This is a genomic window from Massilia sp. Root133 (genome assembly GCF_001426525.1).
GTDB classification, from domain to species: Bacteria; Pseudomonadota; Gammaproteobacteria; order Burkholderiales; family Burkholderiaceae_D; genus Telluria; species Telluria orientalis.
In genome coordinates this window covers 383060-409394 of record NZ_LMEW01000035.1, presented here as the reverse complement: position 1 = coordinate 409394, position 26335 = coordinate 383060, and the positions used below count along the sequence as shown (strand labels likewise).

The window sequence follows — 26335 nt, the reverse complement described above, 5'->3', positions numbered from 1 at the left end:
CTACACGCTTACGCTGCTTCGACGGCCACCGGCATGCGGATCAGGTAGTCGAACGCGGACAGCGCCGCCTTTGCGCCCTCGCCCGCCGCGATGACGATCTGCTTGAACGGCGTCGTCGTCGCATCGCCCGCGGCGAACACGCCCGGGATGTTGGTGCGGCCGTGGGCGTCCACGACGATCTCGCCGAAGCGCGACAGTTCCACCGTGCCCTTCAGGAACTCGGTGTTCGGCACGAGGCCGATCTGGACGAACACGCCCGCCAGCGGCACGTGGTGTTCCTCGCCGCTGATGCGGTCCTTGAACTTGATGCCGTTGACCTTGCTGCCGTCACCAGTGATTTCCGTCGTCTGCGCGTTCACGTGGATCGTCACGTTCGACAGGCTCTCGACCTTGTTGACGAGCACCGCGTCCGCCTTCAGCTGCGACGCGAATTCGATCAGCGTCACATGCTCGACGATACCGGCCAGGTCGATCGCCGCTTCCACGCCCGAGTTGCCGCCGCCGATGACCGCCACGCGCTTGCCCTTGTACAGCGGACCGTCGCAGTGCGGGCAGTAGTTCACGCCGGCGTTCCTGTACTCCTGCTCGCCCGGCACGTTCACGTTCCTCCAGCGCGCACCCGTCGACAGGATCACGGTGCTCGACTTCAGCGAGCCGCCATTCTCGAACTGCACTTCGACCAGTTCACCGGGCGCGGCCGGCGGAATGATCTTGGCCGCGATCTGCTGCGTCATGATATCCACGCCGTAGTGGCGCACCTGCGCTTCCAGCGCGCTTGAAAATTTCGGGCCGTCCGTTTCCAGCACCGAGATGTAGTTCTCGATCGACATCGTGTCGTTCACCTGGCCGCCGAAGCGCTCCGTCGCGACGCCGGTGCGGATGCCTTTGCGGGCCGCGTACACTGCCGCTGCCGCACCCGACGGGCCGCCGCCGACGATCAGCACGTCGTACGGATCCTTCGCGTTCAGTTTCGCGGCGTCGCGGGCGCCGGCGCCCTTGTCCAGCTTGGCGACGATCTCTTCGATCAGCATGCGGCCCGAGCCGAACAGTTCGCCGTTCAGGAATACCATCGGCACGGCCATCACCTTACGCGACTCGACTTCGGCCTGGAACGCGCCACCTTCGATCACGGTCGTCTTCACGCGCGGGTTCAGGATCGCCATCAGCGACAGCGCCTGCACGACGTCCGGGCAGTTATGGCAGGTCAGCGACATGTACATCTCGAATTCATAATCGCCGTCCAGCGCCTTGATCGCGGCTATCGTCTCGGCCTCGACTTTCGGCGGATGGCCGCCCGTCCACAGCAGCGCCAGCACGAGCGACGTGAATTCATGGCCCAGCGGCAGGCCGGCGAAGCGCAGGTGCATGTCGGTACCGACGCGCTTCAGGGTGAACGACGGCTTGCGGGCGTCGTTGCCGTCCGTGCGCAGCGTGATCTTGTCGGCGCGCAGGCCCTGGATCGTCTGCAGCAGGTCGAGCATCTGCTTCGACGTGTCGCTGTCGTCGAGCGAGGCGACGATCTCGAACGGTTGCTGGACGCGTTGCAGGTAGCCGGCGAGTTGGTTTTTCAGTTCTTGTTCGAGCATGATCGTATCCTTTCGTTCAGTCGTGTTCAGGCCGATGCGGTCCATCGAGGACGCATCCGATAATCTAAATAGTGAATCTGGACCGGCAGATCGACTAGCGAGATCGCCTGTGTTATTCGTGCGGGCCCATTCCGGTTGGGCTCGTGGGAGGGGAGGCACCGGCCGCCCCTCGCGGCCGGTGCCTGGTACTACGGTGTTACAGCTGCTGCTTCAGGTCTTAGATCTTGCCGACCAGGTCCAGCGACGGCTTCAGCGTTTCGGCGCCTTCGGTCCACTTGGCCGGGCAGACTTCGCCCGGGTGCGATGCGACGTACTGGGCTGCCTTCACTTTGCGCATCAGTTCCGACGCGTCGCGGCCGATGCCGTTGTCGTGCACTTCCATGACCTTGATCTGGCCTTCCGGATTGATCACAAAGGTGCCGCGCAGGGCCAGGCCTTCTTCTTCGATCATGACTTCGAAGTTACGCGACAGCAGGCCGGTCGGGTCGCCGATCAGCGGGTAGTTGACCTTCTTGATCGCGTCCGACGTGTCGTGCCATGCCTTGTGCGCGAAGTGGGTGTCGGTCGACACGCCGTAGACTTTGACGCCCATCTTTTCGAATTCCGGCTGGAAAGCAGCCAGGTCTTCCAGTTCGGTCGGGCAGACGAAGGTGAAGTCCGCCGGGTAGAACATCAGGACCGACCACGTGCCTTTGAAATCGGCTTCGGTCAGGTCGATGAACTTGCCTGCGTGGTAAGCGGTTGCTTTGAACGGCTTGATTTCGGTGTTGATGATGGACATTCAGTACTCCTCTTTCGGGGTTAAAAAAAGCTTAGGTGTGAACTATACCCTGTCACACCATTCATGTGAAATTGATTGAACAGATTCTATCAATTAATTTTAGCTATCAGACGTGGATAGCGTGTGCCTATCGGGGGCATTGGCGGCACAAGGATCAGGCAGGCGCGGCCGCCGGCTGCAACGCCGTTTCCGTGCACGGCAGGACGAGGCTGAACGTCGCCCCCTGCCCCGGCGTGCTCTCGGCCGTCAACTGGCCGCCATGCGACACGGCCAGCTGGCGCGAGATGTACAGGCCCAGGCCCAGGCCCTTCGGCTCGCCGCTTTTCGCGCCGCGCTCGTAGGGTTCGAAGATGCGTTCGATGAAGTCGGGCGCGATGCCCTTGCCGTGGTCGCGCACGGCGATGCGGACGTTGCAACCCTCAGCATGGACACTGACCTCGACCGCGCCGCCGCCGCCATAGCGCATCGCATTGGTCAGCAGGTTGACGACGACCTGTTCGATACGGAATTCGTCCCAGAATCCTTCGACCGGGTGATGCGGCGCCAGCACGACGTTGGCGCCGGCTGCCGCGGCCTGCAACGACAAATCGTTCACCACGCGCTCCAGCAAGGCCATCAGTTCGACCCTGGCGGGACGGATGGAGAGCGTCCCGCTCTTCATGCGCGAGACGTCCAGCATGTCGTCGATCAGGCGGATCATCGCCTTGATCTGGCGCTCGTCGCGCTTGATCATGCTGTTCATATGGTCCGGATTGAACGCCGGCAAATTGCCCCGCTTCAGTTGCAGGCTGCGCATTTGGGTTTCCAGGAACAGCGTGTTGAGTGGCGTGCGCAGCTCGTGCGCGACGAGGGACATGAATTCGTCGCGCATGCGCAGCGAGCGCTGCAGCTCGGCCTGCGTCGCGTTCAGCTCGCCCAGCAGCACCTCCTGCTCGCGCCGCGCCGCTTCCAGCGCTTCCATCTGGCGCTGCATCTCGCGCCGCTGCTGGTCCAGCGTGACGAACACGTGCACCTTGCTGCGCACGGCGTCCGGGTCCAGCGGTTTATAGAGAAAATCGACGGCGCCCGTCTCGTAGCCCTTGAACGCATAGTTCAGCTCGCGGCCGGCGGCGGACACGAACACGATCGGGATATTGCGGGTGCGCGAGGTGGAACGCATCAGCTCGGCGAGTTCGAAGCCGTCCATGCCGGGCATCTGCACGTCGAGGATGGCCAGCGCGAACTCGTGTTCGAGCATCAGGGACAGGGCTTCCTCGCCGGACTGGGCCTGGAACACGAGGCGCTGCTCGTCGCGGATCAGCGCGTCGAGGGCGCGCAGGTTTTCCGGCAGGTCGTCGACGATCAGCAATTTACTGGGGTCATGTGCGCTCATGGTTCATTCATCTCCAACATGGGCAACAAGGCGTGGATGCGCGCCAGAGGCAGTATCAGGTTCGGTTTGCAGCGGTTGATGGCGGTCACGGGCATCGTGGGCACCTGGGCGTCGGCGGGATCTTGCACGACGGTGAAGCCGCCGCGCGCGCGGATGTGGGCCATGCCGTCGGCGCCGTCGTGGTTCGCGCCCGTGAGCAGGATGCCGGCCAGGGCCGGACCGTAGGCGTCCGCGCTGGATTCCATCAGCACGTCGATCGCGGGCCGCGCGAAGTGCACGGGCGGCTCGCAACTGATCGAGAACGTGCGGTCGCGTTCGACGGACAGATGGTAGCCCGGTGCGGCGAAGTACACGGTGCCGGGCACGATCTCTTCCTTGTCGGCCGCCTCCTTCACGCGCACGGGCAGGCGCTCGTCGAACAGCTCGGCCAGGCGGCTTTCGCGGTCGCCTGGCATGTGCAGGATGCAGAACACGGGCAAAGAATAGGCCGCCGGAATCGCGGGCAGCAGCGCGACGAGCGCATCCACGCCGCCGGCCGAGCCGCCGATCACGACGGCCTCGAAGCGCCGTCCGCGCAGTGCCGCGCGCAGCGCGCCTTCCTGCGGACCGGGATCGAAGCCGGGGCTCATGGCGCCGCCTTGCGGAACACCCGTTCCCGCCGCGCGAGCGGCTCGAATTGCCGGGCATACGTGGAAAAGTCGATGCTTTCCTTGCTGCCGAGGCCGAGAAAGCCGCGGTGGCACAGCGATTCGTGGAACAGGCCCAGCACCCGGTCCTGCAGGCGCCGGTTAAAGTAGATCATCACGTTGCGGCAGCTGATGAAATGCGTCTCCGCGAACACGCTGTCCGTGGCGAGGCTGTGGTCCGCGAACGTGACGTTCTCGACGAGCGCGCGGTCGAACAGCGCGCCGCCATAGGCCGCCGTGTAGTAATCGGAAAACGCGCGCGTGCCGCCCGCCTTCTGGTAATTCTCCGTGTACACGCGCATCTTATCCAGCGGCATCACGCCGCGTCGTGCCGCTTCCAGCGACTCCGGATTGATGTCGGTCGCGTACATCTGCGTGCGCTCCAGCAGGCCCTCCTCGTGCAGCAGGATCGCGAGCGAAACCACTTCCTCGCCCGTACTGCAGCCGGCCACCCACACGTTCAGCGACGGGTACGTCTTCAGGAACGGCACGACGAGCCGGCGTACAGCCAGATAATAATCCGGGTCGCGGAACATTTCCGTCACCGGGATGGTCAAAAACTGCAATAGCTGCGCGAACGCGGCAGGGTCGTGCATGACGCGCGCCTGCAAAGCCGAGATCGTTTCGCATTCCATCGCGCGCAACGCGGCAAGCACGCGGCGCTTTTGCGAGGCGCCCGTGTAGTCGCGGAAATCGTAGTTGTACTTGAGGTAGACAGCCTCGACCAGCATCCGCAACTCGATGTCGTCGCTTGGCAGGCTGTGCATTGTCTTTTTCAAATGCGCTCCAGCGTCGGCATCCACACGCGCAGCAGCGAGTACAGCCGGGTCAGGTCGATCGGCTTGGCGAGATAGTCATTGGCGCCGGCGGCCAGGCATTGTTCCTGGTCGTCCTTCATCGCCTTCGCCGTGATCGCGATGATCGGGAGGCGCGCGAAGCGCTTGTCCTGGCGGATGCGACGCGTCGCTTCCAGTCCGTCCATGCCCGGCATCATCACGTCCATCAGGACCAGGTCGATCGACTCATGTTCATCGAGCTTGGCAATGGCTTCATACCCATTGCGCCCCACCTCCACCCTGGCGCCGCGTTGCTCCAGGGCACTGGTCAACGCGAACACATTGCGCACGTCATCGTCCACGAGCAGGATCGTGCGGCCTTCGAACACGCGGTCGCGTCCGCGCACCGTCTTGAGCATCGACTGGCGTTCCGACGACAGTTCCGATTCCACCTTGTGCAGGAACAGCGTGACCTCGTCCAGCAGGCGCTCCGGCGAGCGCGCACCCTTGATGATAATCGAGCGCGAATATTTCAGCAGTTCCGCTTCCTCGTCGCGGGTCAGATTGCGTCCCGTGTACACGATGACGGGCGGGAACGAACACAGTTCTTCCAACGACATACGCTTGAGCAACTCGTTACCCTGCATGTCCGGCAGCTTCAAGTCGATGATCATGCAGTCGAACGTCTGCGTGCGCAACAGGTCCAGCGCTTCCGTGCCGGACCCGACGGCCGCGATCTCGACGTCCGTATCGGAAATCAATTGCACGACGCTGTCGCGCTGGCGTTCGTCGTCTTCCACGAGCAGCACGCGTTTCATTTCCTGCGACGACTTGTCCTTCAGCTTGCGGAACACGTCTTCCAGCTGCTCGCGCGACGTCGGTTTCAGTGCGTAGCCGATCGCGCCCAGGTGCAGCGCCTCGCCGCCGTTCTCCTGGCTCGAGACGACGTGGACGGGGATGTGGCGCGTGCCCGGATTGTCCTTCAGCTGTTGCAGCACGGACAGGCCGGAGCCGTCCGGCAGGCGGATGTCGAGCAGGATCGCGTCGGGACTCTCGTTCGTCGCCAGTTCCAGGCCTTCCTGTGCCGTCAGCGCGACGAGGCAGCGGAATTCCATGTCGTGAGCAAGGCCGTACAGGATGCGCGCGAATTCCGGCTCGTCCTCGACCACGAGCACCGTGCGCACGCCGGCGGCGGGCTGGGCGCGGTCGTCGGCAAACGCCGGCAACGCCAGGCCCTGCGCCGGCGCTACCGGCTCCGGTTCCGGCACGGGTGCGCGCACGGGCGGCTGCGCCGGCGGCAGCACGGGCGGCGTCGCGGCGACGGTGCCGTTGCGCGGCAGGCTCAGCACGAACGTACTGCCCTCGCCCGGCGCACTCGTGAGCGTCAGGGTGCCGCCCAACAAAGCGGTCAGGTCGCGCGAGATGGACAGGCCCAGGCCCGTGCCGCCGTATTTGCGCGCGGTGGAGCCGTCGGCCTGGTGGAACGCGTCGAAGATCTTGTCCTGCTGCTCGGGCGCGATGCCGATGCCGGAATCCTGCACGGTGAACTGGATCCAGCCATCCGTGTTGGCGCTCACGGTGAGATGCACCTTGCCCTTGTCCGTGAACTTGACGGCGTTCGACAGCAGGTTCTTGAGGATCTGCTCCAGGCGCTGGCGGTCCGTGTGGATGCTGATCGGCACGTCCGGCTCGACCGTCAGGCTGAAGTCCAGGCTCTTCTGGCGCGCAAGCGGTTCGAACACGCGGGCCAGGCCCTCGATGACGCGGCGCAGCGGCAGGTCTTCCGGCACGAGCTCCAGCTTGCCGGCCTCGACCTTCGAGATGTCGAGGATGTCGTTGATCAGGTTCAGCAGATCATTGCCCGCCGAATAAATCGTCTGGGCGAAGCGCACCTGCTCGTCGTTCAAATTGCCGGCCGTATTGTCGGCCAGCAGTTTCGCCAGGATCAGCGACGAGTTCAGCGGCGTGCGCAGTTCGTGCGACATGTTCGCGAGAAACTCGGACTTGTAGCGGCTCGCGCGCTCCAGTTCCAGCGCCCGCTCGCGCAACTGTTCCTGGGCCTGCACCAGCGCGCTGTTCTTGTTGTCGAGGTTGGTGGCCTGCTCGGCCAGCTGTTCGTTCGTCTGCTCCAGCTCGGCCTGCTGGTTTTCCAGCGCCGACTGCGATTCCTCCAGCGCGCGCGACTGTTCTTCCAGCTCTTCGTTCGCCGTGCGCAGTTCTTCCTGCTGCACTTGCAATTCCTCGTTCAGGGCCTGCTGCTCTTCCAGCGCGGCCTGCAGGCGCTGGCGGTGCAGCACGTTGGCGACGGCGGCGCCGACCGACGCGGCGATCGTCTCCATGAACTGGACGTCGCGCTCGCGCACGCCGTGCAGGAAGCCGATCTCGATGACGCCCTTGATCTTGCCGAAGTTCGACACGGGCGCGATCAGGAGCTCGCGCGGCGCCGTCTCGCCCAGCGCCGAACCGACCTTGATGTAGTCCGGCGGCAGGTCGCGCAAGGTGACGATGCGGTTCTGGTTGGCGGCCTGCGCGGCCAGCGACTCGGTCGGATGCACGATGCGCGCGCGGTCCGTGTCCGCATGCGCGAACCCGTACGCGCCGATGCGGGTCAACGTACCGTCCTCCGCGCGCACGTACATCGCGGCCACGACGCCGTTCAGGTAGTTCGCCACATAGTTCAGCACGGCGTCGGCCAGCGGTTCCAGGCTGATGATACCCGTCGTCTTCCCGACCAGTTCCGTCTGGCCCGAGCGCAGCCACGCCTGTTGCATCAGCTGGGTATTGTGGTCTTCTTCGTGCTGCAGGATATCGCCGTACGATTTGGACAGCGCCTGCAGGTCGCGCCGGCCGAACACGGCGAGCAGGCCGGCCACGATCAGGCTGAACGCGAGGAAGGCGGCGACGGACCACGCGATCACGGAGCGCGACGTCGCGTTCCGTTCCTGCAGGATGCGTTGTTCTTCCAGGATGAAATCGAGGAACTCGCGCCGGACCTGGTCGGTCAGGATCTTGCCGCGGCCGGCCTTGATGTTCTGGATGATCTCGACGAAATCGCTCTTCTTGGCGCGCATGCCGATCATCTCTTCGGCGAACGCCTGCCACTGGGCCTGCGCCGCGCGCACCCGCTCGATGCGGTCGAGCTGGGCCCGGTTGTCGTCCACGAGCCGCTCGAGATTCTTCAGCTCGGCATCCATGCGCGGCTTGGCCGACAGGTAAGGCTCGAGGAAATCGTCGTCGCCGGACAGCACGTAGCCGCGCATGCCGGCCTCCATGTCGGACGACAACCGGCTGACCTCGTTGGCGCGGCCGATCACGTGCTCGGAATGCTCGACCCAGCTCAGGACATTGATGAGGTAGGCGATGATACCGACGAAGACGAGCGCGCTGAGCACGCCCATGCCCAGGGGCATGGCGACGTTGCGCGACAGGATCCGGCGGAATTGGTCACTATCGATACTCGAACCGGGCATGCTGTGTGGTTACTCTTATGAAAAAAATATCCCAAGTGTAACGCAAGCAAAGAATCCGAGGTGTTCGCTTGAACGTGACTTTTTGTCAAGTCGACGGCGTTGCGACGTATTTACGACAAAGATCGCCGAAGATACGGCGCGGTGCGGCTGCCCTTTTCCCTGGCGACTTGCGCCGGCGGCCCCTCCGCCACCACCTTGCCGCCCGCCTCGCCCGCACCCGGGCCGATGTCGATCACCCAGTCGCACGCAGCCACCACGCGCATCGTGTGCTCGACCATGATGACGGTGTTGCCCGCATCCACGAGACGGTCGAGCTGGGCCAGCAGGCGGTCGGCGTCGAGCGGGTGCAGGCCCGTCGTCGGCTCGTCCAGGACGTACAGCGTCCCGCCGCGGCCGGCGCGCTGCAGTTCGGTCGCCAGCTTGATGCGCTGCGCCTCGCCGCCCGAGAGCTCCGTCGCGCTCTGCCCCAGCCGCAAATAACCGAGCCCCACCTCGCGCAGCACGGAGAGCGGCCGCGCGACGGCTTCCTCGTCCGCGAAGAACGCATGCGCCTCGTCGACCGTCATGCCCAGCACGTCCGCGATGTTGCGGTCGTTGTAGCGGATCGCCAGCGTGTCGGCGTTGTAGCGCGCGCCGCCGCATGTGGGACAAGGCGCGTACACGCTCGGCAGGAACAGCAGCTCGACCATCACGAAGCCCTCGCCCGCGCAATGTTCGCAGCGGCCCTTCGCCACATTGAACGAGAACCGGCCGGCGTCGTAGCGGCGCTTTTTCGCGGCCGGCGTCGCCGCGAACAGTTTGCGCACCTGGTCGAACAGGCCCGTGTACGTGGCGAGGTTCGACCGGGGGGTGCGGCCGATCGGCCTCTGGTCCACGCGCACGAGGCGGCGGATGCCGTGCATGGGGCCCGCGATGTGGCCGACGGTCGGGATGTCGGCCTCGCGCTCCAGGTCCATGCCTTCCTCCGTCTCGGCGTCGGCCGCTCCCTGTCCAAGCGCCGCGCCGACGAGGTCGACGAGCACCTGGCTCACGAGCGTCGACTTGCCGGAGCCGGAGACGCCCGTCACGCCCGTCATCACGCCGAGCGGGAAGCAGACGGCGAGATCGTGCAGGTTGTTGCGCGTGACGCCTTCCAGCCGCAGCCACCCGGCCGGCTCGCGCGGGGTCCGTTCCGGCGGGCGCACGGCGTCCTGCGCATCCGTGAACAGATAGCGCCGCGTGTGCGAGCCCTTCACGTCGCGCAGGCCATCGGGCGGGCCGCTATATAGAATCTGGCCGCCTTTCTCGCCTGCCTGCGGACCGACGTCGACGATCCAGTCCGCGTGCCGGATCACATCGAGCGCGTGCTCGACGACGAACAGCGAATTGCCGGCCGCCTTCAGGCGCGCGAGCGCATCCAGCAGCGCTTCCGTGTCGGCCGGATGCAGGCCGGCCGACGGCTCGTCCAGCACGTACACGACGCCGAACAGGTTCGACCTCACCTGCGTGGCGAGGCGCAGGCGCTGCAATTCTCCCGGCGACAGGGTCGGCGTGCTGCGTTCCAGCGCGAGGTAGCCCAGGCCCAGCGCCAGCATCGTGTCGAGCCGCGCGCACAGGTCCGCGGCGATGCGCTGCGTGACGATCAGCTGCTCCGGGTGTTTATCGGCACGCCTGGGTGCCGTTCCATCCGCGTAAGGACGCAGCATCTGCGCCAGGCGGTCCAGCGGGACGCGCGACAAGGTCATGATGTCCAAGCCGGCAAACGTCACGGACAAGGCTTCCTGGCGCAGGCGGCGGCCCTGGCACAGCGGGCATTCCGTGCTCACCATGTAGCGTGCCACGCGCTTCTTCATCGACGCGCTTTCCGTGTTCGCGAACGTCTGCAGCACGTAGCGGCGCGCGCCGCTGAACGTGCCCTGGTAGCTGGGCGTCTCCTTGCGCTTCAGGGCGCGGCGCGTTTCCTCCGGCGTGAGGCCCGCGTACACGGGCACGGTGGGCGTCTCGTCGGTGAACAGGATCCAGTCGCGGTCCTTCCTGGGCAGGTCGCGCCACGGCGTGTCAACGTCGTACCCCATGGTGACGAGGATGTCGCGCAGGTTCTGGCCGTGCCACGCGGGCGGCCACGCGGCGACGGCGCGCTCGCGGATCGTCAGGCTGTCGTCCGGCACCATCGACGCTTCCGTCGCGTCGTACACGCGCCCAAGTCCCGAGCATTGCGGACACGCGCCTTCCGCCGTGTTGGGCGAGAACGATTCGGCGTACAGCAGCTCCTGGCCGGGCGGATAATCGCCGGCGCGCGAGTACAGCATGCGCAGGGAGTTCGACAGGGTCGACACGCTGCCGACCGAGGACCGCGTCGTCGGCGTGCCGCGCTGCTGTTGCAGGGCGACGGCGGGCGGCAGGCCATCGATGTCGTCCACTTCCGGCACGGGCATCTGGTGGAACAGCCGGCGCGCGTAGGGCGAGACGGATTCCAGGTAGCGCCGCTGCGCTTCCGCATAGAGTGTCCCGAACGCGAGCGACGACTTGCCCGAGCCGGACACGCCCGTGAACACGACGAGCGCGTCGCGCGGGATGTCGAGGTCGACGTTCTTCAGATTGTGCTCGCGCGCGCCGCGCACGCGCACGTGGCCTGTCTTCAATGTTTGGTCGCGCATGCCTGCGGCTCCGGATGCTTCACGATGCCTCATTCCAGCACATGCAAACCCGGCAGTCGGTGCGGTCGAACACAGTTAGACCGTCGTTCCCGGATCAGGCGTCCCCTTGCCGGGAACCCAATTGCCCGCATGCCGCTACCGTTACACGTAGTCGGTGTGCACAAAACTCAGGTTCTCGCCTTCGCGGGAACGACGGGTCGGCTAGGGGATCAGCATCCGCGCCCGCAACTCGGCAAACAGGTCGTAGAACGAATCCTCGGTCGACTGCCACGCGGCAAAGCCGAGGCGGCGGCTGTTCGCCATGTCCGTCATCACTTCGATGGGACGGCCGAGGTCGAGGTCCGTGTGCCACGGCGACACGAGCCGGTTCAGGTCCGCCTCGACGAGCTTGTGGCGCGTGGCGATCTCGCGCCAGACGGCGTGGTCGTTCGCCATCTCGGCTTCGAGCGGCCGCATCTCGCCCTCGAAACCGGCCGCCTGGACGCCGAACCACGCCGCGAGCCGGCGCCACAGCCAGCTCCAGCGGAAGTAGTCGCCGTTCGTGATGTTGAAGGCCTCGTTGCGCGCGGCGTCGTGGTCGGCGGCCCAGCGCAGCTGCCGCGCGAGCATGCGCGCATCCGTCACGTCGGACAGGCCTTCCCACTGCGCCCGCGAACCGGGGAAGCGGAACGGCCGGCCCGTCGCCTTGCAGATCGACGCGTACACGGCCAGCGTCGTGCCCAGGTTCATCGCATTGCCGACCGCCATGCCGATGACGGTGTGGGGCCGGTGCACGGTCCACGTGAAGCGGTCACGGGCGGCCGCCGCGTAGACCTCGTCTTCCTGCGCGTAATAAAAATTATCGAGGGGCAGGCGCGGCTGCGATTCGCGCAGCGGCGTGTCGGGCAAGGTACCGGAACTGGCGTACGCCTCGAACGGGCCGAGGTAGTGCTTCAGGCCCGTCACCAGCGCCACGTGGCGCAGCGTCTTGCGGCGGCTGAGGGCATCGAGCAGGTTGCGCACGAGCGTGGCGTTGACGCGGATGTTTTCCGCTTCGCTGTCCTGGCGCATCCACGTCGTGATGAAGACGTGCGTCGGGCCTCCGTCGCCAAATGCCGTGGCGAGCGCTGCGCCGAGCCGTTCCGGATCCATCAGGTCGGCCGGCACGGGGATCAGGCCCGGCAGGTCGGCGGGCGGGCGGCGCGCGAGGCCGTACACGGTCCAGCCGTGGGCCAGCAGTTCCCGTGCCGTGGCGTGGCCGCCGATCCCGCTGGCGCCCACGACGAGTGCGCTTCTTTTCATGCCGCTTCTCCTTGTCGATGGCAACCGCTATTCTTGCCCGCTTCGGGAAAGCGCGTCGCACACCTTGTCGATGCCGCCGCCCGGCGGGAAGCGCGCCGCCACCGCACGCGTCCGAGCCGCCAGGCCGGGCGCCGCCAGCAAACCGTCCAGCGCACGCACGAGCCGCCGTTCGTTCAGCCGCCCGGCCGGCAGGCTCGCGCCGACGCCGAGCGCCGTCACGCGCGCGCCGTTGTCGAACTGGTCGTGCGCCAGCGGCACGACGAGTTGCGGCGTCCCCGCGCGCAGCGCCTCCGCCGTCGTGCCGATGCCGCCGTGGTGGACGAGCGCCGCCGCCTGCGGCAGCAGTGCGCGCAGCGGCACGTAGTCCTGCCACAGCATCGATGGCGGCAGGTCGGCCGGCACCTGCTCGCGGTGCGGCGTGAGGAAGATCGCGCGCCGCCCCAGCCGCGTGGCTGCTGCGGCGGCATCACGGAAATATGCAGCTGCCTGCGTGTTGCCGGTGCCGTGCGTGAACACGAGCGGCGGTGCACCGGCCTGCAGGAACGCCGTCAGCCCGGGCGCCAGCGACGCATCGCCATGCGGATCGAACAAGGGAAAATCGCCGCGCACCAGCGGTTGCGGCCAGTCCGGCTGCGTGGACGCGAACCAGGCGGGGAACAGCGTCACCGACAGGTCGGGCACGGACGCGATCCAGTCCATCAGCGACGGCACCGGTGCCAGGCCGTGCGGCGTGCGCGCCGCGTTCACGTCCGCCAGCGCGACGGGATCGATGAAGCGCCTGCCCGCCCAGCGCCAGAACGCCCGGCGCGCGGACAGCGGCACCCACGCGGGCACGCGCCACGGGCCCACCAGCAACGGATCGTGTACCGTCATGAGGTTCGCCGGCGCGAGGTAGGCGGCCGCGATCCTCACGCCAGGATGCCCCACGCGGCACAAGTCGGCCTCGGGCAGCGCGAGCGGATGCACGAGCAGCACGCAGGATTCATCCTGCGGCAGCGCGGCGACGAAGGGCACGATGCGCGCCATCGCGGGCCGCGTCGCGCGCCACACGACGCCGAAGCCGCGCGTGGGATGCCACAGGTCGGGATCGCGCAGCACGGCTTCGTCGGCGGGCAGGCCGGTGAACGGCAAGCCGGTCGGCCGTACCCACGGGCCGTGCTGCTCGGGCGCGAGGAAGCTCACGCGGTGGCCGCGGGCACGCAGGGCGAGCGCCAGCGCGAGAAACGGGAACAGGTCGCCGGCCGAGCCGATCGTGACGACGACGTAGTGTTGGGGTTCGATGCGGCACTCCTGCTAGAATATGGGTTCGTTTTCAGGAGATTCTACCCATGCGCCTGTAATGCCCGCCGTTCGCATGCTTTTCGCACTGCTACGGCCTCGAAACCCTTCCGGCTTTCCTTGGCATCCAGGAGTTCCACATGGCGCATCCCTACTTCGCGGCCCTGCACGGGGTCGACATCATCCTGCCCGATGGGCGCATCCTCTTCACGAACCTGCACGAGTCGTTTCAAGCGGAGACGGTCGGCCTGATCGGCCATAACGGCAGCGGCAAGTCCACGCTCGGGCGCGTGCTCGCGGGCGACATGCCGCCAGCCGCCGGCCGCATCGAACGGCCGGGGCGCATCCGGTACGTGGCGCAGCAGACCGGGGCCACGTCCGCACGCTCCCTGGCCGAAGTCGCCGGTCTCGACGCGCCGTTGGCCGCCCTGCACCGGCTGGCGGACGGCGAGGCACGCGACGAGGATTTCGACCTCATCGGCGACCGCTGGGACCTGGAAGCGCGCTGGAAGGCGATGCTGGACGGCGCCGGGCTCGACGCGGACCTCGAACCGCAAGCATTGTCCGGCGGCCAGCACACGCTGCTCGCGCTGATCGGCGCCTTTTGCTCGGACGCCGACCTGCTCGTGCTGGATGAACCGGGCAACCACCTCGACCTTGGCAACCGCGCCTTCCTGCTCGACCAGATGCGCGCGTGGCGCCAGTCCGGCCGTGGCCTGCTGCTCATCAGCCACGACCGCGATCTGCTGGAGCACGTCGAGCGCACGCTGGAAGTCCATGCGGGCGGTTTGCGGCGCTACGGCGGCGGGTGGTCGCTCGTGGCCGAACAGCGCGACGCGGAACTGGCGGCCGCCGGCGCGAAGCTGGAACGTGCGAAGGTCGAGCGCCGCCAGGGCGAGCAAAAGATGCGGGAACAGGCCGAGCGCGCCGCGCGCCGGAGCGCCCGCGGCGCGCGCGCGAAGGCGGACGGCGGCATGCCGAAGATCGTCCTGAACGCCCTGCCCCAGCGCGCCGAGCAGACGGACGGCGCCCGGCTCGAGCGCCACGCGCGCGCGCGGCAGGCGTTACAGGATGACGTCAGCGCCGTATTTGCCACGTTCGATGCGCTGCACCAGCAGCCGGCCTTTCCGCAGCTGGACGTCGACATCCCGCCCGGCCAGACGGCGCTCGCATTCGACGCGCTCGTCGCGCGTCACGGTCCGCGTCAGGCACTGGACTGGCGCGTGCAGGGCGCGGCGCGCATCGCGATGTCGGGGCCGAACGGCTGCGGCAAGTCCACCTTGCTGCGCACGATCGCCGGCGAGATCGCACCGCTGTCCGGCAGCGTGCACGGGCTGCCCGGCGTGCTGCTGGACCAGCACCTGGCCCTGCTCGACCCGGCGCGCAGCCTGCTCGATCAACTGAAAAGCACGCACGACGCGGGCCGCCTGCGCCAGATGCTCGCGCTCGCGGGGCTGGGTCCGGACCGCATCCTGCGTCCCAGCGGCGAGTTGAGCGGCGGCGAACGCATGCGCGGCGCGCTGCTGCTGGCCGTACTGCGCGAGCCGTCACCGAAGCTATTGATGCTGGACGAGCCGACCAACCACCTCGACCTCGCGAGCGTGGAGGCGCTGGAAGCGATGCTGGGGTCGTGGCCGGGGGCGCTCGTCGTCGTGTCGCACGACGGGCGCTTCCTGGACACGCTGGCGCTCACCCACCGGCTCGAGTGGACGGCGGGTGGGTGGATCGCCGGCGATGCGGCTGAAAATGTTGTCGATAAATAACTGATCTTCTGGCAATATTATGTCAATACGTTTGCAAGGGGAAGGACATGCGGTCAAGGTGGCGCAGGTCCGGCGCTTACAGGAACCTGTCGAGAATCTTCCTGCTCCCCTTGTCGATCCCAAACATGTCGCGGATGAGAAAGTGAATCCCATGACTGTCCGCGATGAGCAGCGAATACGTCCCCAGCCGGCGAATGTCTTCCTCGCCCTTGAGCACGAATTCCGTGTCGCCACGGTCGGTTTTCACCGTCCACGTGCACGGCGTGGCGAAGCTGGACACGTCCTTGATCGACAAAATCTCGGGCATGAATTCGCGGCCGTCGAGTTCTTCCGTCACGAGCGAGCGGATGTCGGCCGGCACCGTGTCGATGTCGTCGATCCAGGCGACTTCCTTGCCGCCGTCGCGCACGAGCGAGATGCCTTTCGACGGCGCCTGCACGGGGAATGAGCGCACGGGCGTGACGCCCACGAATTCCTCGCCCTCGGCATTCGTCAGGACCAGCTTCCCGAACGGGTCGCGCCTCAATTGAAAAGTTGCATTCATCGTTCAGTCGTCCTTGCTGCCGTCGTCGTCCGGATCCTGGTCCACGTTGCGCGCCTGCGCTTCGTACAGGCGGTAATACGCGCCTTCGCGCGCCATCAGTTCGTCGTGGTTGCCCTCTTCCACCACCTGGCCGCGGTCCAGCACGACGAGGCGGTCGGCACGGTGCAAGGTGGACAGGCGGTGCGCGATGGCGATCGTCGTGCGGCCCTGCACGAGATTGTCCAGCGCCTTCTGGATTTCCTTTTCCGTTTCCGAGTCGACGGACGACGTCGCTTCGTCCATGATCAGGATCGGCGGGTCGATCAGCAGCGCGCGGGCGATCGAGATGCGCTGGCGCTCGCCGCCGGACAGGCCCTGGCCCCGCTCCCCGACCATCGAGTCATACCCCTGCGGCAGGCGCAGGATGAATTCGTGGGCGTGCGCGGCGCGGGCGGCGGCGATGATCTCTTCGCGCGTCGCATCCGGCTTGCCGTAGGCGATGTTGTCCGCGATGGTGCCGAAGAACAGGAACGGCTCCTGCAGCACGAGGCCGATGTGGCGGCGGTAGTCCGCGACGGCGAAGCTGCGGATGTCGCGGCCGTCCAGCAGGATCGCGCCTTCCGCCACGTCGTAGAAGCGGCAGATCAGGTTGACCAGGGTGCTCTTGCCCGAGCCGGAATGACCCACGAGGCCCACCATCTCGCCGGCCTTGATGTTCAGCGAAATGCCGCGGTTGACGGCGCGGTTGCCGTAGCGGAAGCCCACTTCGCGCAGCGCGATATTGCCCTCGACCTTGTCCAGCTTGACCGGATTGACGGGGTCGGGAACGCTCGACACGTGGTCGAGGATGTCGAAGATGCGCTTCGCGGCCGACGCGGATTTCTGCGTGACGGACACGATGCGGCTCATCGAATCGAGACGGACGTAGAAGCGGCCGCTGTACGCGATGAACGCCGACAGCACGCCGACGGTGATCTCCTGCTGGCTGACCTGCCAGATGCCGAAGCACCAGATGATGAGCAGGCCCAGTTCCGTCAGCAGCGACACGGTCGGCGAGAACAGCGACCACACCTTGTTCAATTTGTCGTTGACGGCCAGGTTGTGTTTATTGGCCTCGCGGAAGCGCGACGCCTCGCGGTGCTCCTGCGCGAACGCCTTCACGACGCGGATGCCGGGGATCGTGTCCGCCAGCACGTTCGTGACCTCGCCCCACACGCGGTCGATCTTTTCGAAGCCCGTGCGCAGCTTGTCGCGTACGACGTGGATCATCCACGCGATGAACGGCAGCGGCACCAGCGTGATCAGGGCCAGCTTGGCATTGATGCTGAACAGGATCACGCCCGTCATGATGATCATGAGAACGTCGGACAGGAAGTCCAGCAGGTGCAGCGACAGGAACACGCAGATGCGGTCCGAGCCGCTGCCGATGCGCGACATGAGGTCGCCCGTGCGCTTGCCGCCGAAGAATTCCAGCGACAATCTCAGCAGGTGTTCATAGGTCTCGGAACGCATGTCGGCGCCCATCCGCTCGGACACGAGGGCGAGGATGTACGTGCGGCCCCAGCCCAGCGCCCAGGCCAGCATGCTCGATGCGAACAGGCCGCCCATGTACATGTAGACGAGGTGCGTGTCGATGTGCTTGCCGTTCTGGTAAGGGATCAGCACGTTGTCCATCAGCGGCATCGTCAGATACGGCGGAATCATGTGTGCGCCGGTACTTGCCAACATAAGCAAGAATCCGAGGAGCAATTGACCCTTGTATGGCCGGGCGAAGCGCCACAGGCGGAACAGGGTCCAGGTCGACGGCGGCGTATGCAGCACCTTGGTGCAGATCGGGCAGTCTTCCTGGTCCGGTTCCAGCGGCGCCTTGCAACTCGGGCAAGTATGTTGCTCGGGCGCTTGCACGGGGACGCCGCTGACGTGGCTTTCGACCTGGTCCTCGAACTGGTCGACGACGCGAATGGCTTGCAGGTTCTGGCCCAAGGTAAAGCGCCAGGCCGCCAACAGGCCGTTCTGGTCGACGAGTTCGAGGTGGCCGACGCCCGCATGGTCGTGGTGGCGCATTGTCAAACCGGCACGATACGGCCAGTCGCGCCACATCGTGTCGCCGGGTGCGCGGGTCAGCAGGCGATAATTCGTGACGACAAGAATACCTTTGGTGAAACGTAATTTCGCATCGAGGTCAACCTCGACGCTGTTTAAAACGTTTTCCCCTGGCGCAAGCTTCTTCGCGACGTCCGCCTGCCAGTGCTCAGGCAGGAAACCGGCGGTCGACGCCTGCGGACCGGAGGGAACAAGTTGTTGAGTTGTCATGTGATGCCGCCGGCAAAGGCGAGTTTTGGTTCTGATCTGTACGATGGAACGTTGAGGGCGGTGTTGCCGTTGACACGCGCACCTTCCGAAACGCGGCGCTTCGGCGTGTACGGTATTCTATCGGAGGGGCCAGAGTGGCAGAAATCGGTTCGGCACGGTAAGCTTCGTTCCGGCAAGTATACAACATGTGCATTATGGAAAGAGAGGAAGACGGGGCCGCGATCCGGCAGCGTCTTTGACCATCGATGTGCAAACTTAGGCAATGCCACGCGATGAGAGAGCGGTCGTCGCGTGGCTGGATATTTTCATGACAAATAAGAAAGACATTGCAATTCTTCGTGTAAACCACCTGCGTGGACCGAACATCTGGACCTACCGCCCTGTCATCGAAACGTGGCTCGACATCGGCGAACTCGAAGAATGTCCTTCGAATAAACTTCCCGGCCTGTATGAACGCCTCACCGCCTGGCTGCCGGGCCTGATCGAACACCGCTGCGGCGTCGGCGAACGGGGCGGCTTCCTGGAGCGCCTGCGCGACGGCACCTGGTCCGGTCACATTCTCGAACACATCGTCCTCGAATTGCAGAACCTGGCCGGCATGAAGACCGGTTTCGGCAAGACCCGCTCCACCGCCGACCACGGCATTTATAAAATGGCATTCCGCACACGCGACGAGACCGTCGGCCGTGCCGCCCTGCAAGCCGGCCACGCGCTCTTGATGTCCGCCATCAACGACACCCCGTTCGACCTGCAGGCCAAGGTCGATGAGCTGACGGAACTGGTCGACCGCTACTGCCTGGGTCCGTCGACCGGCCACATCGTCGACGCCGCCACCGACCGCCGCATCCCCTCTATCCGCCTGACCGAAGGCAACCTCGTGCAGCTGGGACACGGCAGCGCGCAGCGCCGCATCTGGACGGCCGAGACGGACCGTACGAGCGCCATCGGCGAATCCATCGCCAGCGACAAGGATCTCACCAAGACCCTGCTCGCCTCCTGCGGCGTGCCAGTCCCTGAGGGGTCCGTGGTGCGCAGCGCGGCAGCGGCGTGGGAAGAAGCGCAGGACATCGGCCTGCCCGTCGCCATCAAGCCCGTCGACGGCAACCATGGCCGCGGCGTGTCGCTGAACCTGATGTCGGAAGCGGACGTGCATGCCGCCTACGCCATCGCGGCCGAAGAAGGCGATTCCAGCGCCGTCCTCGTCGAGCGCTTCATTCCCGGCAACGAACACCGTCTGCTCGTCGTCGGTTCGAAAGTCGTTGCCGCTGCCAAAGGCGAATCGCTGTGGGTCGTCGGCGACGGCACCTCCACCGTCACCCAGCTGTGCGACAGCCAGATCAACATCGACCCGCGCCGCGGCAATTCCGAAGAATTCCCGCTCAGCCCCGTCGTGCCGGCCGAAAGCGATGAAGTCATGCTGGACCTGAAACGCCAGGGCCTCACGCCGGATTCGGTCCCGCAGGCGGGTCAGAAAGTACTGATCCAGTTGAACGGCAACGTGGCCGACGACGTCACGGACGAGGTCCACCCCGACGTCGCGCACGTGGCCGCGCTGGCCGCGCGCGTCGTGGGCCTGGACATCGCCGGCATCGACCTCGTGTGCGAAGACATCTCGCGTCCGCTGGAAGAACAGCGCGGCGCCATCATCGAAGTCAATTCCAGCCCCGGCCTGCTCGCGCACATCAAGCCCGCCCAGGGCGAGCCGCGCAACGTGGGCAAGGCGATCGTGGAACACCTGTTCGCCGAGGGCGAGACGGGACGCATCCCGCTCGTGGGCGTCACGGGCACCACGGACGCGGCACTCGCCGCGCGCCTCGTCGGCACCGTGCTGAACCTGGCCGGCAAGCACGTGGGCGTGGCCAACCGCGAGGGCCTGTTCCTCGACGGCCGCCAGGTCACGGCGCAGGACGGCACCCGCTTCGACGCCGGCCAGCGCCTGCTGATCAACCGCACCGTGCAGGCCGCCGTGTTCGAATCGAACGCGCGCACGATCCTGACCGAGGGCCTGCCGTACGACCGCTGCCTCGTCGGCATCGTGACCGACATGGGCAGCGTGGCCGACGTGGCCGACCTGTACGTGCGCGACGACGATGCGCTCTACAACGTCGTACGCAGCCAGGTCGACGTCGTGCTGTCCGATGGCGCGGCCGTGCTGGATGCGGCGGATGAACGCGTGGCCGCGCTGGCCGAACTGTCCGACGGCGCCGTGCTGTTCTACGCGCAGGACGAAGCCAACGCCACCCTGGCCGCGCACCGCGCGGGCGGCGGCCGCGTCGCATTCGTGCGCAACCACCACATCGTCCTGGCCCAGGGCAGCGAGGAAGTGCCGCTGCTGGGCATCGACAAAGTGAAGCCCGCCACCGCCGCGCAGCCGAATGCCCTGCTCGCGGCCGCGCTGGCCGGCTGGGCGCTGGACGTGCCGACGGACCTGATCTGCGCCGGCCTGCGCACGTTCGACCCGGCCGGCAAGAAGAAAAAGGCCTGATGACGAGCCCGGCATTGACCGGGCCGATGCCGCAAGACCCTAAAGGAAAGACTTATGGAAGTATCACGCGTACGCGCCCTGCGCGGTCCCAACCTCTGGAGCCACCACACGTCGATCGAGGCGATCGTCGCCTGCTTGCCGGAAGAGGAATCGATCGGCGCCCTGCCCGGCTTCGAGACGCGCCTGCGCGCCCTGTTCCCGGAAATCTGGCCGCTGCAGCCGACCGGCCATGACGACACGATCCCGCTGGCCCAGGTGCTGGAAGTCGCCGCACTGGCCCTGCAGGCGCAGGCCGGCTGCCCCGTCACGTTCAGCCGCACCACCGCCACGCTGGAGCGCGGCATTTACCAGGTCGTCGTCGAGTACAGCGAAGAAGACGTGGGCCGCCTCGCGCTGGAACTGGCGGAACAGCTGTGCGCCGCCGCCCGCAACGACCAGCCGTTCGACCTCGATGCGGCCCTGAAGCAGCTGCGCGACCTGGACGAGGACGTGCGCCTCGGCCCGTCGACGGGTTCGATCGTGCACGCCGCCGTCGCGCGCGGCATCCCGTACCGCCGCCTGACCGAGGGCAGCCTCGTGCAGTTCGGCTGGGGCAGCCGCCAGCGCCGCATCCAGGCCGCCGAGATCGACGCCACGGGCGCCATCGCGGAATCCATCGCGCAAGATAAAGAACTGACCAAGACCCTGCTGAACGCGGCCGGCGTGCCCGTCCCGCTGGGCCGCAGCGTGAGCGATCCGGACGACGCGTGGGCCGCCGCGCAGGAAATCGGCCTGCCGGTCGTGATCAAGCCGAAGGACGGCAACCAGGGCAAGGGCGTGACCGTGAACGTCACCACGCGCGCGCAGCTCGACAAGGGCTTTGCCGCCGCGTCCGAGTTCCGCGACGAGATCATGGTCGAAAAATACCTGCCGGGCCATGACTACCGCCTGCTCGTCGTCGGCAACAAGCTCGTCGCCGCCGCGCGCCGCGACCCGCCGCACGTGGTGGGCGATGGCGTGCACACCGTGCGCCAGCTCGTCGACATCGTCAACAAGGACCCGCGCCGCGGCGACGGCCACGCGACGTCGCTCACCAAGATCCGCTTCGACGACATCGCCCTCGGCTCGCTGGCGAAGCAGGGCTATGACGCGGAATCGGTCCCGCCGAAGGGCCAGCGCGTCACCCTGCGCAACAACGCCAACCTGTCGACGGGCGGCTCGGCGACGGACGTCACGGACGACGTGCATCCGGAAGTGGCGGCGCGCGCCATCGCGGCCGCCCACATGGTCGGCCTGGACATCTGCGGCGTCGACCTCGTGTGCGACAGCGTGCTGAAACCCATCGAGGACCAGGGCGGCGGCATCGTCGAAGTGAACGCCGCGCCGGGCCTGCGCATGCACATCTCGCCGTCGTTCGGCAAGGGCCGCGCCGTCGGCGAAGCCATCATGGACACGCTGTACGGTCCGGGCGACGACGGCCGCATCCCGGTCGTCGCCGTGACGGGCACGAACGGCAAGACGACGACCGTGCGCCTGATCGCGCACCTCCTCGCGAGCTCGGGCCTGCGCACCGGCATGACGAACACGGACGGCGTGTACATCCAGGGCCGCCGCATCGACAGCGGCGACTGCAGCGGTCCGCGCAGCGCGCGCAACGTGCTGCTGCATCCGGACGTCGACGCGGCCGTGTTCGAGACGGCCCGCGGCGGCATCCTGCGCGAGGGTCTCGCGTACGACCGCTGCCAGGTCGGCGTGGTCACGAACATCGGCTCCGGCGACCACCTGGGCCTGAACTACATCACCACCCTGGAAGACCTCGCGGTCCTGAAGCGCGTGATCGTCCAGAACGTCGCGCCGAACGGCATGGCCGTGCTGAACGCGGCCGACCCGATCGTCGCCGGCATGGCCGAGAACACGAAGGGCGACATCACCTATTTCGCCGCGGACGCCTCGCTGCCCGTCATGCAGAAGCACCGCGCGCAGGGCCGCCGCATCGTCTACGTCGACAAGGGCCACCTCGTCGCCGCGCAAGGCAAGAACGAAGAACGCGTGCCGCTGCTTGACGTGCCCATCACCCGCGGCGGCGTGATCGGCTTCCAGGTCGAGAACGTGATGGCCGCGGTGGCCGCCGCCTGGGCCGTGAACATCTCGTGGGATGCGATCCGCGTCGGCCTCAAGACGTTCGTCGGCGAAAGCGACAATGCCCCGGGCCGCTTCAACGTGTTCGACTACCGCGGCGCCACCGTCATCGCCGACTACGGCCACAACCCGGACGCGATCCAGGCCCTCGTGAACGCCGTCGAATCGATGCCGGCCAAGCGCCGCGCGGTGGTAATCTCCGGCGCGGGCGACCGCCGCGACGAGGACATCCGCGACCAGACCCGCATCCTGGGCAGAGCGTTCGACGACGTGCTGCTGTACGAAGACCAGTGCCAGCGCGGCCGCCTCGAGGGCGAAGTCGTGGGCCTGCTGCGCGAGGGCCTCGCCGGCGCGCCCCGGACGACGCACATCGACGAGATCAAGGGCGAGTTCGTCGCCATCGACAAGGCACTCGAACGCCTGCAGCCGGGCGACCTGGCGCTGATCCTGATCGACCAGGTGGACGAGGCGCTGGCGCACATCGCCAAGCGGGTGCAGGCAGGCTGACGCCTCCTGGCCGTTGTTTCGGAACGGGCGCCGCGAGCGCCCGTTTCGCTTTTTATTGGTGCTGCTCAGAAACGTCAGGCAGCGCGCACGCTACGTTAGGCAACGAACGTGGCTTGACGCGGCATCTGGCATACCATGAATGAGAATTCGAGCGAGCGGTGCAACCATGACGATCGACAAGCAGCCCCACCCCGTTGCAGACAACGACCCGGCCCCGGAAATGCCCTTCCGGCGTCTCCTGTACCGCTTCCTGTTCTTCGACTGGCTGTTCCGCGACGTCAGCGCCGCGCGCGACCGCATCGAACGGCACGCCGCGCACCAGCACAACCGCAAGATGAGCCGCTACCTGCCCGTCTACCTGCGGCGCTGGTCCTTTCTCACCGCCTTCGATTTCGCGCTGGGCATCCTGTTCGAGAAGGTGCTGCAGGCCGGGATCGTGTCGGCCTGGTTCTTCACCTGGTCGTGCGTGACCTTTACCGGCATGGTCGTCATCACCGTGGCCTGGCTCATCCTCAACCACGCCCGTCTTTCTTAGGCTTGATGCTCGGTAAGTTGCCTTGGTGCAATTAACGCGAAACTGGTGTCCTCAACCACAAGGAGGACGTCATGACTTACCGATGGATCGACGACCAGGGCTTGCTGAAGAAAATGCTCGGTGAACGGCGGAGCGACCGCTGGACGGCCGAGAACGTGCAGGATGCGTTGCGGGCGCGGGGCGTGCATGCGGCGGCAAGGGCGATGGAGTACCGGCGCGTGCGCATGGAAACGGCGCTCAGGGTGTTGGCGGTGCCGGGCAAGCGACGGCGCACTTTCCTGCTGTGACATCGAGGCCGGGCCATGCGTGTCGTGGCCCGCCGCCCCTCGCGACCGTCGTCAAACCCTGCCATCCACTCTCATCCCGGAGTTCGAACGCGTCGATCAGGACGAATTAGAACAATTTCGAGACCTTGCGATACGCGCCGACTGCTACCGTTGCTTATTTCTGAATATCGCCTCATGTCAACGCCGAGAGTCCTTTGACACGTCATATCAATTCAGACCTGCACATTGAGCTCGACCGGGCATCCACGCAGTCGCTGTCGGAACAAATTCGTATCAGCATCACCAAGGCGATCGACTCGGGTCTGCTCGCACCTGGCACGCGCTTGCCTTCGTGGCAAGACCTCGCGGCTCACCTGGGTGTGGCGCGCGGCACGGTCCAGGCGGCGTACGAGCGCTTATCCGACTTCCAGATGATCGAAACGTTCGGTGCCCGGGGCACGCTCGTGGCGCCACGGCCGGACGCGCGGTCGACGCAACCACAGGCAGTTGGGCCCGACACCTGTGCGAGGAAGCGCGATGAGACGAGCGCCGGACCGGCGATCTTCCAGCTCGGTATTCCAGCGTTGGAAGGTCAGCCGGAAAGGCTGTTCGCGCGTGCCCGCTCTTCCAATCTGCTGAAGCCAGGTCCTTTCTCTTCGCTGGGCCATCCCGACCCGTCGGGGGAATTCGAGCTGCGCCGGGAAATCGCAGGGTATCTCTCGATCTCCAGGAACATCCACTGCCTTCCCGAACAGGTGTTCATCACGTCGGGCTACAGTTCCGGACTCGATCTCACGCTGCGGGTGCTCGGGTTGGATGGTCGCAAGGTCTGGATGGAAGAGCCTGGTTTCTACCGCACCCGCAAGGCGCTGCAACTGGCGCGTTTGCGTATTGTTCCGGTCCCCGTGGACGCGGGCGGCATGAACGTCGGTTACGGGATCGACCATGCCGCGGACGCCGCGCTGGCCGTCGTGACGCCCGGTCAACAGGCGCCCCTCGGTCCGACCCTTTGTTTGAGACGGCGGCTTCAGCTGCTTGAATGGGCAATCTCGAACGGTGCATGGATCATCGAGGACGATTACCTCGGCGACTTGCAAATCGAAGGCAGAGCGGCGCCGGCCCTGGCATCGCTGGACAACGGCAAACGGGTCATCCATATCGGTACGTTCAGCAAGACCGTCGGCCCGGGACTGCGACTCGGATTCATCGTGGCACCGACCGGGCTGGTCGCCGCGTTCTCCGAGGCGGCGGCAGTGTTTGTCCACGCGCCCTCCCCCGTCATTCAACTTCCCATGGCGCGGTTCATGCGCGAGGGCCATTACAGCCGGCGAGTCCGGCGGCTGAAGCGTTTGTATTCGTCCCAGCGCGACGCGCTGTGCGAACAGTTGCGGATACATGACGTACCGTGGGTCACGGCGGGCCTGGCCGTCCTGCTCAGCCTGCCCGACGGCATACCCGACGTACAGATCGCCCGGGAAGCCAGAAGCTTCGGGATGGCACCGTCGCCGTTGTCCCAATGGTTCGCGACGCGGTCGTGGAGCCAGCCGGGCCTGTTGCTTGGGGTTGCGACCGCACCCGAGCCGCATCTCGCGTCAGCCTGCCGCCAACTGTTCGAGATCATCGACCGCTACGCCTGATACGCCGGCGGCGCCTTGGTACACACGGGAATCGGCAATCTTGGTTCTTCAATTCATCTCATCGATACGACAGAATGCATTGCTGCGCGATATGCGCGCCCCTGATACGCGTGGGCACCGTTCACGCCGGATAGCACGCGACCACCACACTCCTTTACCCACAGGAACAATTATGACCAAGGGATTTACCGGGACCAATACCGTCATCGACTGTATCTTGAGCCGCAGCGCAACCAAGTACTACGACCCGTCCGCCACCCTGAGCGACGACGAGATCCGCGCGCTCGTGCAGGTCGGCACCGCCGCGCCCACGTCCTTCCAC

17 protein-coding genes and 1 pseudogene are annotated in these 26335 nt (G+C 66.3%); 7 read left to right on the top strand and 11 right to left on the bottom strand.

Annotated elements, in window-relative coordinates; translation table 11 throughout:
• Positions 1 to 8: 8 nt before the first annotated feature.
• From ahpF to ASD28_RS28520, 9 genes are all read right to left on the bottom strand, one after another.
• Positions 9 to 1586, bottom strand: coding sequence for an alkyl hydroperoxide reductase subunit F (gene ahpF / locus ASD28_RS28560; RefSeq protein ID WP_056136920.1), 1578 nt, complete (start codon positions 1584 to 1586; stop codon positions 9 to 11).
• A gap of 217 nt (positions 1587 to 1803) precedes the next feature.
• A complete protein-coding gene (gene ahpC, locus ASD28_RS28555) occupies positions 1804 to 2367 on the bottom strand; it encodes an alkyl hydroperoxide reductase subunit C (protein WP_056136676.1) in 564 nt (187 codons plus the stop codon).
• 154 nt (positions 2368 to 2521) lie between these two features.
• Complete coding sequence (locus ASD28_RS28550; RefSeq protein ID WP_056136674.1) at positions 2522 to 3739, bottom strand: hybrid sensor histidine kinase/response regulator; 1218 nt, start codon at positions 3737 to 3739, stop codon at positions 2522 to 2524.
• Entirely contained in the window at positions 3736 to 4368 is a 633-nt protein-coding gene (locus ASD28_RS28545) for a chemotaxis protein CheB (protein ID WP_056136672.1), read from the bottom strand. The genes ASD28_RS28550 and ASD28_RS28545 overlap by 4 nt, the downstream gene beginning before the upstream one ends.
• A complete protein-coding gene (locus ASD28_RS28540; protein WP_056136670.1) occupies positions 4365 to 5192 on the bottom strand; it encodes a protein-glutamate O-methyltransferase CheR in 828 nt (275 codons plus the stop codon). Before ASD28_RS28540 ends, ASD28_RS28545 begins: the two co-directional genes overlap by 4 nt.
• An 8-nt stretch (positions 5193 to 5200) precedes the next feature.
• On the bottom strand, positions 5201 to 8671 hold the full coding sequence (locus tag ASD28_RS28535; protein WP_056136668.1) for a response regulator: 3471 nt from the start codon (positions 8669 to 8671) through the stop codon (positions 5201 to 5203).
• Between the two features lie 110 nt (positions 8672 to 8781).
• Positions 8782 to 11307: an excinuclease ABC subunit UvrA gene (locus ASD28_RS28530; RefSeq protein WP_056136666.1), complete on the bottom strand. Its 2526-nt coding sequence runs from the start codon at positions 11305 to 11307 to the stop codon at positions 8782 to 8784.
• Positions 11308 to 11508: 201 nt separating this feature from the next.
• Positions 11509 to 12588, bottom strand: coding sequence for an SDR family oxidoreductase (locus ASD28_RS28525; protein WP_056136665.1), 1080 nt, complete (start codon positions 12586 to 12588; stop codon positions 11509 to 11511).
• A 27-nt stretch (positions 12589 to 12615) separates the two neighbouring features.
• On the bottom strand, positions 12616 to 13839 hold the full coding sequence (locus tag ASD28_RS28520) for a glycosyltransferase (RefSeq protein WP_056136663.1): 1224 nt from the start codon (positions 13837 to 13839) through the stop codon (positions 12616 to 12618).
• A gap of 167 nt (positions 13840 to 14006) precedes the next feature.
• Between ASD28_RS28520 and ASD28_RS28515 the strand changes: the two genes are divergently transcribed.
• A complete protein-coding gene (locus ASD28_RS28515) occupies positions 14007 to 15629 on the top strand; it encodes an ABC-F family ATP-binding cassette domain-containing protein (RefSeq protein WP_056136661.1) in 1623 nt (540 codons plus the stop codon).
• A 76-nt stretch (positions 15630 to 15705) separates the two neighbouring features.
• Here ASD28_RS28515 and ASD28_RS28510 read toward each other — a convergent pair whose 3' ends face one another.
• Positions 15706 to 16173, bottom strand: a complete 468-nt coding sequence (locus tag ASD28_RS28510; RefSeq protein ID WP_056136659.1) for a DUF1854 domain-containing protein — start codon at positions 16171 to 16173, stop codon at positions 15706 to 15708.
• A 3-nt stretch (positions 16174 to 16176) separates the two neighbouring features.
• Positions 16177 to 18465 (bottom strand): ABC transporter ATP-binding protein, encoded by a 2289-nt coding sequence (locus ASD28_RS28505; protein WP_082577189.1) that lies wholly within the window; start codon positions 18463 to 18465, stop codon positions 16177 to 16179.
• Between the two features lie 307 nt (positions 18466 to 18772).
• Between ASD28_RS28505 and cphA (ASD28_RS28500) the strand changes: the two genes are divergently transcribed.
• From cphA (ASD28_RS28500) to ASD28_RS33040, 6 genes and pseudogenes are all read left to right on the top strand, one after another.
• Positions 18773 to 20950 (top strand): cyanophycin synthetase, encoded by a 2178-nt coding sequence (gene cphA / locus ASD28_RS28500; RefSeq protein ID WP_056136657.1) that lies wholly within the window; start codon positions 18773 to 18775, stop codon positions 20948 to 20950.
• 54 nt (positions 20951 to 21004) lie between these two features.
• A complete protein-coding gene (gene cphA / locus ASD28_RS28495) occupies positions 21005 to 23575 on the top strand; it encodes a cyanophycin synthetase (protein ID WP_056136655.1) in 2571 nt (856 codons plus the stop codon).
• 166 nt (positions 23576 to 23741) lie between these two features.
• Positions 23742 to 24110 carry a hypothetical protein gene (locus tag ASD28_RS28490; RefSeq protein WP_056136654.1) on the top strand — a complete coding sequence of 123 codons (369 nt, stop codon included), beginning with the start codon at positions 23742 to 23744 and terminating at the stop codon, positions 24108 to 24110.
• A 71-nt stretch (positions 24111 to 24181) separates the two neighbouring features.
• Complete coding sequence (locus ASD28_RS28485) at positions 24182 to 24397, top strand: hypothetical protein (protein ID WP_056136651.1); 216 nt, start codon at positions 24182 to 24184, stop codon at positions 24395 to 24397.
• A gap of 206 nt (positions 24398 to 24603) precedes the next feature.
• Positions 24604 to 26013 carry a PLP-dependent aminotransferase family protein gene (locus ASD28_RS28480; RefSeq protein ID WP_056136916.1) on the top strand — a complete coding sequence of 470 codons (1410 nt, stop codon included), beginning with the start codon at positions 24604 to 24606 and terminating at the stop codon, positions 26011 to 26013.
• Positions 26014 to 26185: 172 nt separating this feature from the next.
• A pseudogene (locus tag ASD28_RS33040) lies at positions 26186 to 26335 on the top strand (nitroreductase family protein); the annotation flags it as partial.

What these genes read in the sequence shown, in the direction of transcription:
- ahpF (WP_056136920.1), bottom strand. Translation starts at nt 1,586, where the DNA reads ATGCTCGAACAAGAACTGAAAAACCAACTCGCCGGCTACCTGCAACGC.
- ahpC (WP_056136676.1), bottom strand. Translation starts at nt 2,367, where the DNA reads ATGTCCATCATCAACACCGAAATCAAGCCGTTCAAAGCAACCGCTTAC.
- ASD28_RS28550 (WP_056136674.1), bottom strand. Translation starts at nt 3,739, where the DNA reads ATGAGCGCACATGACCCCAGTAAATTGCTGATCGTCGACGACCTGCCG.
- ASD28_RS28545 (WP_056136672.1), bottom strand. Translation starts at nt 4,368, where the DNA reads ATGAGCCCCGGCTTCGATCCCGGTCCGCAGGAAGGCGCGCTGCGCGCG.
- ASD28_RS28540 (WP_056136670.1), bottom strand. Translation starts at nt 5,192, where the DNA reads ATGCACAGCCTGCCAAGCGACGACATCGAGTTGCGGATGCTGGTCGAG.
- ASD28_RS28535 (WP_056136668.1), bottom strand. Translation starts at nt 8,671, where the DNA reads ATGCCCGGTTCGAGTATCGATAGTGACCAATTCCGCCGGATCCTGTCG.
- ASD28_RS28530 (WP_056136666.1), bottom strand. Translation starts at nt 11,307, where the DNA reads ATGCGCGACCAAACATTGAAGACAGGCCACGTGCGCGTGCGCGGCGCG.
- ASD28_RS28525 (WP_056136665.1), bottom strand. Translation starts at nt 12,588, where the DNA reads ATGAAAAGAAGCGCACTCGTCGTGGGCGCCAGCGGGATCGGCGGCCAC.
- ASD28_RS28515 (WP_056136661.1), top strand. Translation starts at nt 14,007, where the DNA reads ATGGCGCATCCCTACTTCGCGGCCCTGCACGGGGTCGACATCATCCTG.
- ASD28_RS28510 (WP_056136659.1), bottom strand. Translation starts at nt 16,173, where the DNA reads ATGAATGCAACTTTTCAATTGAGGCGCGACCCGTTCGGGAAGCTGGTC.
- ASD28_RS28505 (WP_082577189.1), bottom strand. Translation starts at nt 18,465, where the DNA reads ATGACAACTCAACAACTTGTTCCCTCCGGTCCGCAGGCGTCGACCGCC.
- cphA (WP_056136657.1), top strand. Translation starts at nt 18,773, where the DNA reads ATGACAAATAAGAAAGACATTGCAATTCTTCGTGTAAACCACCTGCGT.
- cphA (WP_056136655.1), top strand. Translation starts at nt 21,005, where the DNA reads ATGGAAGTATCACGCGTACGCGCCCTGCGCGGTCCCAACCTCTGGAGC.
- ASD28_RS28490 (WP_056136654.1), top strand. Translation starts at nt 23,742, where the DNA reads ATGACGATCGACAAGCAGCCCCACCCCGTTGCAGACAACGACCCGGCC.
- ASD28_RS28485 (WP_056136651.1), top strand. Translation starts at nt 24,182, where the DNA reads ATGACTTACCGATGGATCGACGACCAGGGCTTGCTGAAGAAAATGCTC.